We start from the raw sequence: 11,925 nt of genomic DNA on the forward strand, positions 1-11,925 counted from the left end.
ACGTGTTGGGGTGGCGGCGAGCGGTACTGTCGCGGTCGAGAGTGGTTCGAGCGACGTGGTCGAGGCGAGTGGAGTGGTAACTGTTTTCGTGGTTGCGCGTGAGCCGTTCGTATGCAGTTCGCAGTCAACGTTCCGACCAGCGCCGGCGACTCCGTTCACTCTCAGTTGGCGTTCTGCGACGAGATTTCGTGGGACGCGCAGGTCGAGTTCGCCGTGGCGATGGAGAACCTCGGCTTCGACGGCGTCGCCGTCCCCGACCACGTCATGACCGGCAGCGGCCCCACGACGGAGTGTTTCGTCACGCTGGCCGCCATCGCCCGCGAGACGGAGAACGTGTACCTCTACCCGAAGACGGTGAACAACCACTTCCGAAACCCCGCGCTCCTCGCCAAGCAGGCCGCGACGCTCGACGCCGTGAGCGACGGCCGACTGAAACTCGGCATGGGTGCCGGCTGGAAGGAGAGCGAGGCGCGGGCCTACGGCTACGACTGGCCGGACGCGCCGACCCGCCTCCGGATGCTCGAGGAGTCGATTCGGATGCTCAAGCGCCTGTGGACCGAGGAGACGGTCAGTTTCGACGGCGACTACTACACCCTCGACGAGGCGATGTGCCGGCCCCACCCCGTCCGAGACCCGCATCCGCCCATCATGGTCGGCGGCGGCGGCGAGTCGTTCACGCTCCGAATCACCGCACAGTTCGCCGACTCGTGGAACTTCTGGGGGCCGCCGGAGGTGATGCAACACAAACTGGACGTGCTCGAACGCCACTGCGAGGGCTACGGCCGGCCGTTCGAGGAGATAGAGCGCTCGTGGTTCGCGCGGTGTCTGCTCCGCGAGGACGAGGCGGAACTCGACGCCCTGCTCGACGAGCACTTCCCGCGGTTCAAACCCGAGAACGTCGCCGACAGCGAGTACCCGCTCGTCGGCACGCCGGAGCAGGTCCGCGAGCGACTGGAGACGTTCGACGAGATGGGCTTCGGCGAGGTCGTCGTGGAGTTCGTGGACTTCCCCGAGACCACGAGCGCCGAGCTGTTCGCCGAGCGCGTCGCGCCGGCGTTCCGGTAAACTGCGGGTCGGGAGTCCCCGAAGCGCTCCGCGCGGGTCGCACCCCGAGAGTGCGGCATGGAAACAGCTATCACATCTATTTTCGTACGTCGAAGCGTGACTCACCACAGCGTCTGCCTCACCTTCGACTTCGACGGCGTCTCGTCGTGGATACACTCGTTCGAATCGCCGGACAGTCCGACGAAACTGTCGAGAGGACTCTTCGGCGTCGACGTGGGCGCGCCCCGCGTCCTCGACCTCTTGGACGAGTTCGGCGTCGAGACCACCTGGTTCACGCCGGGCCACACCATCGATAGCTTCCCCGAGGCCGCCGAGGAGGTGTGGAGCCGCGGCCACGACGTCCAACACCACGGCTGGTCGCACACCCGCCCGCGACAGTACGAGTCGCGAGAGGCCGAGTACGACGACGTGAAACGCGGCGTCGAGAGCATCGTGGACCTCACGGGTCGGCGGCCGACCGGCTACCGCTCGCCGTCGTGGGACTTTTCGACTCACACGCTCGGCATCCTCGACGAACTGGGCTTCGAGTGGGACTCAAGCCAGATGGCGACCGACTTCGAGCCGTACCGCGTCCGCGAGGAGTGGGCCGCGCCCGCCGACGCGCCGTTCGAACGCGGCACCGAGACCGACATCGTCGAGGTGCCCGTCTCGTGGCAACGCGACGACTTCCCGGCGTTCGCCTTCAACCGCGAGCGGGGCTACGCGAACGAGAAAGCGGTGTTCCGCCAGTGGCGCGAGCAGTTCGACTGGATGGTCGACAACGTCGACGGCGGCGTGTTCGTCCTCACGATGCACCCGCAGGTCATCGGGCAGTCCCATCGGCTCGCCCGGCTCGAATCGTTCGTCGAACACGTCGCCGACGCGCCGGGCGTCGCCTTCGAAACCGTGGACGAAGTCGCCGACCGATTCGGGTCGGCGTGAGGGCGAGATAAAGACGGCGGCGCTTTTTCAGGAGTAGTGGTGACAGCTGACGATACGGTCGAGTTCGTCGGGCGAGTCCAGCGCCGGCACCTCGGAGGTACAGACGCTGGGCTCGACGAACGCCTCGGTTAGGAGCGACGCGGCGTCGCGCCACGCGCCGTCGGCCGCGAGCGAGAGCGCGCGCTCCACGGTCGTACCGGCGTCGCCGGCGGGGAGGCCGTCTGGGAAGTAGGTCGCGCGAGCATCGTCGGCGACGACATCCGGGGACTCGCGCTGGACGGCTCTGACGAACCGGCGCACGCGGTCCCACTCCTCGTCGCCGAGGTCGAGTTCCGCCGGGGCGACGAGGCTCGGACACCGGGTGTGGAACCGGCAGCCGCTCGGCGGGTGAATCGGCGACGGAACGTCGCCGGACAGCGGGACGGTCTCGCGGGACACCCGGGGGTCAGGAACCGGAATCGACGAGAGTAACGCCCGCGTGTAGGGGTGTTTCGGCGACTCGAACAGGTCGTCCTTGTCGGCGAGTTCGACCAGTTCGCCGAGGTACATCACGGCCACGCGGTCGCAGACGTGGCGGATGACGCTCAGGTCGTGGCTGATGAAGAGGTACGTCAGCCCGAACTCGTCCTGAAGCTCTTTCATCGTGTTGAGCACCTGCGCCTGCACCGACGCGTCGAGCGCCGAGGTCGGCTCGTCGCAGACGATGAAGTCGGGGTCGACCGAGAGCGCCCGCGCGAGGTTGACCCGCTGGCGCTGGCCGCCGGAGAACTGGTGCGGGTAGCGGTTGTAGTGGTCGGCGTCGAGGCCGACCGTCTCCAGCAGTTCGCGCGCCCGCGCCTCGCGTTCGCCCTCGTAGAGCCCGTGGGCCTGCATCGGCTCCTCGACGATTTCGCCGACGGTCATCCGCGGGTCGAGCGACGCCTGCGGGTCCTGAAAGACGAACTGCATGCGCTTGCGGCGCTTGCGAAGCTCCTCTTTCGACAGTTCGGCGAGGTTCTCCCCGTCGAAGACGATGTCGCCGGAGGTCGGGTCGACCAACCGGAGGAGCGTCCGCGCGAGCGTGGACTTCCCGCAGCCGGACTCGCCGACGAGGCCGAGCGTCTCGCCGGGCAGGATGTCGAACGAGACGCCGTCGACCGCGCGAACGTACTCGCGGTCGACCGAGAAGGGAAGCAGTCCCGCGTCGCGGTCGAACCGGAGGCGGTCGAGGAAGCCGTCGCTCGCGTCGAAGTACTTCCGCAGGTCGCGCACGCTGAGCAGTGGGTCGGCGTCGGGGTCGAAGGTGGAACCGGTACCGGTGTCGGCGGCGTCGTCGGCCGAAGCGGAATCCGACTCGGCGGCGGCCGACCCGGAGGCGGGCGCGGCGTCGTCGAGCGGGACGCTCTCCCAGTAGCCCGCCTCGGCGAACGAGTCGTTGCGCAGGCACGCCGCCCGGTGCGGCGCGGCGGCGACTTCGGTGACGGCGGTTCCGTCGCCGGCCTGTATCGCCACGTCACCGTCTCCCTCGCCGCCCTCGACGACGAGTCGGGCGTCGGGGTGGACCTGCAGACACGCCTCTCGGGCGTGCGGACACCGCGTGTGGAAGCGACAGCCGCTCGGCGGGTTGATGGCTTCCGGCATGATGCCCTCGATGGGCGACAGACCGTCCACGTCGCGGTCGGGCCGCGGAATCGACCCGAGGAGCGCCTCGGTGTAGGGGTGTTTCGTGTCGTGAAAGAGGTCGTCGACGGTCGCCTGCTCGACGATTTCGCCGAGGTACATCACGGCCACGCGGTCGCATATCTCGGCGACGACGCCCATGTCGTGGGTGACCCAGACGAACGACGTGTCGTAGCGGGCCGCGAGGTCCTTCACGAGGTCGAGAATCTGCGCCTCGACGGTCACGTCGAGCGCGGTGGTCGGCTCGTCGGCGATGACGAGGCTCGGTTCGCACGCGAACGCCATCGCGATGAGGACGCGCTGGCGCATCCCGCCGGAGAACTCGTGGGGGTAGTCGTCCATCCGGCGTTCGGCCTCGGGGATACCGACCTCGCGGAGGCGCTCGACGGCGATGGCCTCGGCCTCGGCCGCCGACACGTCGCGGTTGAGCCCGATAATCTCGCTCAACTGCTCGCCGACGGTGAACACCGGGTTGAGGCTCTCCGTGGGGTCCTGAAATATCATCGCGATTTCGCGGCCCCGAATGCGCTCGCGAATCTCGCGGCTCGACAGCATCTCGGGGTCCTGCCGCGGTTCGTCGTCGGGGTCGTCGCCGCGCTCGACGCCGACGAGCAGGTCGTCTTCGAACCGGACCTCGCCGTTGGCGATGACGCCCGGCGAGTCGATGAGGCGCATGATGCTCCGCGCCGCGACGCTCTTTCCGGCGCCGCTCTCGCCGACTAGGCCGAGCACTTCGCCGCGCTGTACCTCGAACGAGATACCGTCGACGGCCCGGACGGTCCCCGCGTCGGTGCGGAAGTGGGTGTGCAGGTCGCGGACGGTGAGTAGCGTATCAGACATTGGTCGTGGAGTGGTGGGGGGCGTCGGTGCGTGAGATGGGTGCCTCTGCAGAACCGCGAGAGCGAGTTCCGACGCCGTCCCGGGGAGGGAGCGATAGTTCGGCGGGCGAGCGAGCGGCGGAGACCGGGCTACTCCCGGCCCCGCGGCGGACGGTCGGTGAGACGTGTGGTCCGTTCATCGTCAGTCGTTCGACCGCGGGTCGATTGCGTCGCGCAGGCCGTCGCCCAGCAGGTTGAAGCCGATGACCGTCGCGAGAATCGCGAGGCCCGGCCAGATACTGAACCACGGGTTGACGATCATGTACTGCCGCGAGTGGGCGAGCATCTGCCCCCACGACGGCGTCGGGGGTTGGACCCCGAACCCGAGGAACGACAGCGACGCGACGATGAGGATGTTCACGCCGACCTGCAGCGTCGACTGGACGAGCACCGGCGCGAAACTGTTGGGGATGATGTGGCGGAAGATGATGTGGCGGTCGCGCACGCCGGCGGCCTTCGCGGCCTCGACGTACTCCATCTCCCGGACGCTCAACACCTGCGAGCGAATCAGTCGCGTGAACACCGGAATCGTCGTGATGGAGACGCCGACGATAGCGATGCCGAGTTCCTTGCCGAACGCGGACATGATTGCGATGACGAGGATGAGGAACGGAATCGCGTACAGCGATTCGACGAACCGCTGAAGCACGTCGTCCACCCAGCCGCCGTAGTAGCCGGAGACCGCACCGACGACCGTCCCGATGGTCATCCCGATGCCCGTCGCGATGAGACCGACCTGGACGGCGATGCGGGTGCCGTAGACCAGCCTGACGAGGATGTCGCGGCCGCGGTGGTCCGTCCCGAGCGGATGCGCCCACGACCCCGTCCCGAAGCTGTTTTCGATGCCAACCGGCGGAAGCAGGATGGTGCTTCCCGCCGGGTCGTTCTCCGGGTGGTACCAGAACGTCGCCGCGAACTGGTAGTCGAACAGGTCAGCGTCGATAGTCGTCAACAGCGCGACGAGCGTCACGAGCCCGATGACGTAGAGGCCGACGCGCGACGCCGAGTTGCGCTTGAGCTGTCGAAGCACCTGCGAGGTGCGCGAGACGGCCGAGCGCTCGTCGGCGTCCGCGACGCCGCCCGTGCGGGCCGAGTCGCCGACGGCGGCCGTCGAATCACTCACCGGCACCACCCCCGTAGGAGATGCGCGGGTCGATAACCGCGTACAGCACGTCCACGACGAGCACGCCGAGGACGAACACGATGGCGAAGAATATCGTCGTTCCCATGATGAGCTGGTAGTCCTGCGCCCGAACCGCGGTGATGATGAGGTTCCCCATCCCGTTGATGTTGAAGACCGTCTCGGTCAGCACCGCGCCGCCGAGGGCGGTCGTCATCTGGATGCCGATGACGGTGAGCACCGGCAGTTGCGCGTTCTTGAACGCCTGTCGCCGGAGAATCGTCCGCTCTGAGACGCCGTAGGCGCGGGCGAGTTGGACGTAGTCCTTGTTGAGCACTTCGAGCATCGACGACCGCTCGATGCGCGTGATGGCCGCCATCTGGAGCGTCCCCAGCGTGATAGAGGGGAGTACCAGATGCGACGCCGCAGTCACGAGCACGTCCAGTCTCGACGTCGCCCCGTCGACCGACGCGGGGTCGGCCCACGGCATGATGAGCCCGCTCGGCGGCAGGAGGTCGCCGTAGTACGCGAACACGATGATGAGCAGCAGGCCGACCCAGAAGCTCGGGGTGCTGACGCCGATGAGCGACGTGACGCGGGCGAGGTGGTCGTAGCCGTTGTTACGGTTCTTGGCGGCGAAGATGCCCAGCGGAATCGCGGTGCCGATTGCGAGGGTGAAACTCGACGCGAGCAGCAGCAGCGTCACCGGGAGCCGCTCGAAGATTTTCTCCGTCACCGCGACCCCACCGTAGTGGATGCTCGTCCCGAAGTCGCCCGTCGCAACCGCCGCGAGGTACCTGACGTACCGGACGTACAGCGGTTGGTCGAGGCCGTACTTCGCGCGGGCGGCCTCGATAGCCGCCGCGTCGGCGGCCGGCCCGACGAGGATGCGAACCGGGTCGCCGGGTATCGAGTTGATGAGGACGAACGTGACCGTAACGACGAACAGCAAGACCGGAACGATTTGGAGTAATCGCCGTCCGATGTAACCGGTTGTCGTCATGGGTGGAGTGGATGGGGAGTGAGCATATAACGTTTGGTAACTGTTACCGACAGTACAACATCATCTGTCGACCGAGACGTTGTTGTAGCCGGTGAGGAGCCGCGGATTCTGCGGCGAGACCGGGTGGACCTGGAAGTCGCTGACGGCGGACTTCACGCCGTAAGAGTTCTTGTAGTTGAACGCGGGGAGGTGAACTTTGTCCTCCAGAAGCGTCGAGATGGCGGACTGGTAGAGCTGTTGGCGCTCGTCGCGGTCGGTCGATTCGCGCGCGCCCTTAATCTGCTCCATCACCTCGTCGTTCTTGTAGTAGACGCCCTGGTTCACGCCCTCGGACTCCTCGTGGAACAGGTTGAACATGAAGTCGTCGGGGTCGGGGTAGCGGACCCACCCGAGGACGTAGATGTTGTAGTCCGAGGCGTTGCCGGTGTACGCGCGGCTGAGCATCGCGCCCCAGTCGAGCCGTTCGACGTGGGCCTCGTAGCCGGCCTCCTTGATGCCGTTGGCGATGGAGAGGCCGATGTTCTCGCGGTTGTCGTCCGGCGGGACGATAATCTTCGCGTCCCAGTCGGCGGGGACGCCCGCCTCCTCGAACAGCGCCGTCGCCTGCTCGACGTCTTTGTCGTTCGGAATCTCCATCCACTCTTCGAGCGGCATGTCCCACTCTTCGACCATCGGCCCCGGAAGCGGGCCGTACTGGCGGAGTCCGGCCGGGTCGATGTAGCGGTCGACCGCGTCGTCCATCGAGAAGCTGTAGTCGATGGCCTCGCGGACGCGCTTGTCGGCGGTCGGGCCCTCGTTGCAGTTGAACGCGACGTAGAAGTACCCGACGCTCTCGATTTCGGAGATGCTCGTGTCTTCGGTGCTCTCGACGGTGTCCCAGAGCCGGGGCGGAATCGTCTCGATGACGTCCACGTCGCCCGTCCGGAGGTTGGTGACGCGCGTCGTCGACTCCGTGATGGGCGTGAACTCGACGCCCGCGACGTTGGGCAGTTCGTCGCCCCAGTAGTCGTCCCAGCGTTCGAGCGTGACGTAGTTGCTCTCTTCCCACTCGACGAACTTGAACGGCCCCGAACCGATGGGCTGTTGGGTGCTGAACGCCTCTTTGTCCTCCTCGCGGACGGCCTCCGGCACGACCTGGTGGGTGAGGACGTGCTGGAACATCGCGTAGGGGTTCGAGAGGTCGAACTGGACCGTCGTCTCGTCGATGGCCTCGACCGAATCGATGACGCTAAAGATGCCCAAGAGGGGCGTCTCCTCTTCTATCGGCGCGCGGAACGAGTAGGCCACGTCCTCGGCGGTGACCGGGTCGCCGTTGTGGAACATCGCGTTGTCGACGATTTCGACGACGTAGCGGGTGTTGTCCCGCTCGATGGTCGGCATGCTCGTCGCGAGGTTCGGAACCACGTCCGTCCCCTCGCCGTAGGTGTACAGCTGACTGAACACCCGGTTCGCGACGAGCGCGTCGGGGTTCGAAAGCTGCGTTATCGGGTCGAATCGGACGGGGTTCAGCGACTGTCCGATGTTTATCGTCGCGTCGGGGCTCCCGGAGGTCGTCTCCGTCCCGCCGCTCGTGGTCGTTCCGCCGCCGCCGTCGCCCTCGGTCGTCGTTTCGGAACCGGAGTCGGACGTACAGCCGGCGAGTAAGACGGGTATCGACGCACCCGTCGCTTTCAGTATGTTTCTACGCGAGACACTCTCTCTCATCATTGACGCCGAATCATTTCGGCATCACCATCATAAGCATTTGCATACTGTACATTCGTTTCCTCTTGTTCCCTCATACTGCCGCTTCGTGAAGTATTATATACGACAACTGTGCGTATCTCCGTATGGACTCAACGGAGTCACAGTCACTCCTAGCGGAGATGACGTGGCAGGAAGCCGAAACCGCGTTCGACGAGGCGGACTTCGTCGTGCTCCCCTGCGGAGCAACCGAACAGCACTCGACGCACCTCCCGACCTCAGTCGACTCCATCCGGGCGGAGAACCTGACCGCGGAACTCGCCGCGGCGGCCCCGGAACACGACCTGAATCTCCTCGTTCTGCCGGTCCTCCCGTACGGCTACTCGGAGCACCACATCAACTACGCGGGGACCGTCTCGCTCGGAGCCGACACGTACCAGGAGATAATCATCGACGTGGGCCGGTCGGTCCAGCGCCACGGCGCGACCCGGTTTCTCGTCGCCAACTTCCACGGTGGCAACATCGAGCCGCACAAGCTCGCGCTCGACCGACTCCAGCGCGACCACGGACTCGACTCGTACTACGCCCACTGGACCGACTTCGCCCGCGACCAGTTAGAAGAGCGGTTCGGCACCGAGTGGGGTCACGCCGGCGAGTACGAGACGAGCGTCATCGAACACTACCGCCCCGAACTCGTCCACGGCGACCGCAAGACGCCGCAGACGAAGAAGAACCGCTACGAGGTCCGCCAGTACGTCCACTTCGACGACCTGACCGTCGAGGGTGGCCTCGGCGACCCGACACAGTCCGACCCCGAGTTCCTCGAAGAGGTCATCGAGGCGACGACCGAGCGCATCCTGACGCATCTCCAGTCGGAATTGAAGTGACGCGAACCTCGGCGGCGAGGAGACGGACTGTAGCGAGCGAAAATGCGAACCGAAACGAGAGCTGATTTTCCCGGCGACTACCGCTTACAGCGTGAGGTGGAACGGCGGTTCCGTCCCCTCCGGAAGCGCCGACTCGTACTCACCGGGCACCGACGCCTCGAACTCCTCGCGGGCCGACGCCACCAACGCCTCGTCCGAAAAGAGGTCGAGCGTCGTCGCCGCGAGGACTTTCGCGGCGTACACGGCCGCCTTCGACCCGAAGCTCCCGTTTGCGGCGACCGCCTGCCACGTGTGCGACGGCGTCCCAACCGGCCACGACGCCGCCCAGAACTGCGCGGTCGGCGTAATCCAGCTCACGTCGCCGACGTCCGTGGAGCCGTTGAGCACTGTCCCCACGTCGTAGGAGGCTTGGGCGTCGGGATACAGCACCGACGAGCGCGCCGCCTCGCGTCGGTCCTCCGGAAGTTGCGCCGTCCGCGCCTCGATGGTCTCGGCCGAGAGCGTCTCCTGAAGCTCCGCCGCGAACTCGCGGTCCTCGTCGGTGTACGGGATGGGACCGGCAAGTCGCATATTCTCCAGCAGTGTATCCGACAGCGCGTGATTCGCCACGTAGTCGTAACAGCCGGTGTGGAACCGCCGCGACACCGTCGTCTGGGTCATGAGCGCCGCGCCCTCGGCCACGTCGTCGAGCCAGTCGGTGATGCGGTCCACCTCGCCGCGGGTCGGCGCGCGAACGTAGAACCACGCCGTCGCCTCCGCGGGGACGACGTTCGGCGCGCCGCCGCCGTCGGGGATGGTGTAGTGGATGCGGGCGTCGTCGGAGACGTGCTCGCGCATGAACTCTGACCCGGTGTTCAGCAGTTCGACCGCGTCGAGCGCGCTCCGACCCGACTGGGGGCTGTCGGCGGCGTGGGCCGACTCGCCGTGAAACGTGTACTCGACGGAGTTCATCGCGAGCGTCTGAGCCATGAACGGGGCGCTGAGGTGGCTCGGGTGCCACGTGAGCGCGGCGTCGAGGTCGTCGAACGCCCCGTCGCGGGCCATGAACACCTTGCCGACGAGTATCTCCTCGGCAGGACAGCCGAAGAACGTGACCGTCCCCTCGGCCCGGCCATCGTCGATGGCGCGCTTCGCGGCGAGGGCAGCACCGACGCCGGCGACTCCGAAGAGGTTGTGTCCGCAGCCGTGGCCCGGCGCGCCGGCCTCGACAGGTTCCCTGCTCGACGACACCGTCTGCGACAGTCCGGGGAGGGCGTCGTACTCGCCGAGGATGCCGACGTGCGGTTCGCCCTCGCCGTAGGTCGCGCTGAACGCCGTCGGCATCCCACCGAGACCCTCGGTGACGTCGAACCCGGCGTCGCGGAGAACCGACGAGAGCAACTCGGCTGACTCGGTCTCGTGAAGCCCGAGTTCGGGCGTCTCCCAGAGCGACTCGGTGAGCGAGACGAGTTCCGCCTCCAGCGACTCGACCGTCTCGAACGTCTCGTTGTGATTCATTGCGTCTCGTGTGCTTCGACTGGAGAAACCATAATAACACTTCCGGAGCGGTGGACGTTCAGGCGCCATATTCGGGTTTGAGATTGTGATTCACGAGGGACGAATGTAAACGGTGGGAGACGCCGAAACCGAGAAAGCGGCGTAGCACCGGATATCCGGAACGTTCGAGCCGCTGTCCCCCGGTTTCGATTGTCTCGCTCGCCGAACCAAGGACGGGGTGATATCCGCCGAATCGAGCACATCTCGTGCGTATCGTTCACAAACGACTCGTTCCGGCGTCGGTACGCCCCAGATTCGTCATCTAGAAAATATCATTCGGGAGAGCCGAAAATACTATGTGTCGTGGTGACGACCCGCAGGTAATGACCACAAACGCGAACGACCGCTCGCTCAAAACGACGGTTACAACCCTCAGAATCGTCGAATTACTCCGGGAACGCGACGGTGCCGGCGTGACCGAAATCGCCCGTGAACTCGACATCGCTCCGAGTACCGCACACACCCACGTGACGACCCTCGAAGCACAGGAATACGTGGTCAAAGAGGGCGATACCTACCATCTCGGGCTTCGCTTCCTCGGTCTCGGGAACTTCGTCCGGACGCGGAAACGCCGTTTCGGGAAAGCCGAACACTACACCAACGTGCTCGCCGAGGAGTCCGAGCGGCGCTCCATCTTCACCGTCGAAGAGCACGGCCGAGGAGTGTACGTCCACACCTCGCCCGGAAAACACGGCGTCTGGACGCAGTCGACCGTGGGAAAGCGCGTCTACCTCCACTCGACGGCGAGCGGGAAGGCTATCCTCGCCAACATGCCGACAGAGCGGGTCCGCGAAATCGTCGAGCGAGTCGGACTTCCGAAGGAAACCGACCAAACGATTCACGACGAGGAGGCGCTGTTCGACGAACTCGCCGAAATCAGAGAGCGTGGCTACGCGCTGAACGTCGAAGAACAGATTGACGGCGTCCGCGCGGTCGGAGCCCCGGTCATGGGGCCGGACGGCGACGTGTTCGGCGCGCTGAGCGTCGCCGGCCCGTCCAATCGGATGAAAGGCGAGCAGTTCGACCGTCTCACCGAAGTCCTCCTCGGCATCGCCGAGGAACTCGAACTGAGCATCGCGCTCTCTTGAGCGCGGTCCGCGGCCTTCGGATTCACCCGACTCGTGACACACCTAATAGTGTAAATCGAAACAGGGCGCTCCGCTCGGAGTGCGT

Annotated in this window: 9 protein-coding genes; 4 read left to right on the forward strand and 5 right to left on the reverse strand. The window is 66.0% G+C overall.

The features are described 5' to 3' along the window. The first annotated feature begins 111 nt into the window (after positions 1-111). On the forward strand, positions 112-1,065 hold the full coding sequence (locus C457_RS18045; RefSeq protein ID WP_008096920.1) for a TIGR03560 family F420-dependent LLM class oxidoreductase: 954 nt from the start codon (positions 112-114) through the stop codon (positions 1,063-1,065). A gap of 96 nt (positions 1,066-1,161) precedes the next feature. Beyond that, positions 1,162-1,986, forward strand: coding sequence for a polysaccharide deacetylase family protein (locus C457_RS18050; RefSeq protein WP_008096922.1), 825 nt, complete (start codon positions 1,162-1,164; stop codon positions 1,984-1,986). A 27-nt stretch (positions 1,987-2,013) separates the two neighbouring features. Here C457_RS18050 and C457_RS18055 read toward each other — a convergent pair whose 3' ends face one another. From C457_RS18055 to C457_RS18070, 4 genes are all read right to left on the reverse strand, one after another. Next, the gene (locus tag C457_RS18055; protein WP_008096924.1) at positions 2,014-4,485 is read right to left on the reverse strand and encodes a dipeptide ABC transporter ATP-binding protein; all 2,472 of its coding nucleotides are present in this window, start codon (positions 4,483-4,485) and stop codon (positions 2,014-2,016) included. Positions 4,486-4,665: 180 nt separating this feature from the next. After that, the gene (locus C457_RS18060; protein WP_181950717.1) at positions 4,666-5,646 is read right to left on the reverse strand and encodes an ABC transporter permease; all 981 of its coding nucleotides are present in this window, start codon (positions 5,644-5,646) and stop codon (positions 4,666-4,668) included. Next, on the reverse strand, positions 5,639-6,646 hold the full coding sequence (locus C457_RS18065; RefSeq protein ID WP_008096928.1) for an ABC transporter permease: 1,008 nt from the start codon (positions 6,644-6,646) through the stop codon (positions 5,639-5,641). Before C457_RS18065 ends, C457_RS18060 begins: the two co-directional genes overlap by 8 nt. A gap of 60 nt (positions 6,647-6,706) precedes the next feature. Continuing rightward, positions 6,707-8,350 (reverse strand): ABC transporter substrate-binding protein, encoded by a 1,644-nt coding sequence (locus C457_RS18070; RefSeq protein WP_049913721.1) that lies wholly within the window; start codon positions 8,348-8,350, stop codon positions 6,707-6,709. A 161-nt stretch (positions 8,351-8,511) separates the two neighbouring features. Here C457_RS18070 and C457_RS18075 point away from each other — a divergent pair, with 161 nt between their 5' ends. Beyond that, positions 8,512-9,216, forward strand: a complete 705-nt coding sequence (locus C457_RS18075) for a creatininase family protein (RefSeq protein ID WP_008096931.1) — start codon at positions 8,512-8,514, stop codon at positions 9,214-9,216. A gap of 84 nt (positions 9,217-9,300) precedes the next feature. On the opposite strand, the gene C457_RS18080 is transcribed toward C457_RS18075, so the two are convergent. After that, positions 9,301-10,713 (reverse strand): amidohydrolase, encoded by a 1,413-nt coding sequence (locus C457_RS18080; protein ID WP_008096932.1) that lies wholly within the window; start codon positions 10,711-10,713, stop codon positions 9,301-9,303. A gap of 362 nt (positions 10,714-11,075) precedes the next feature. Here C457_RS18080 and C457_RS18085 point away from each other — a divergent pair, with 362 nt between their 5' ends. After that, the gene (locus C457_RS18085; protein WP_008096933.1) at positions 11,076-11,840 is read left to right on the forward strand and encodes an IclR family transcriptional regulator; all 765 of its coding nucleotides are present in this window, start codon (positions 11,076-11,078) and stop codon (positions 11,838-11,840) included. The last annotated feature ends 85 nt before the right edge of the window (positions 11,841-11,925 follow it).

Source organism: Haloferax prahovense DSM 18310 (assembly GCF_000336815.1).
GTDB classification, from domain to species: Archaea; Halobacteriota; Halobacteria; order Halobacteriales; family Haloferacaceae; genus Haloferax; species Haloferax prahovense.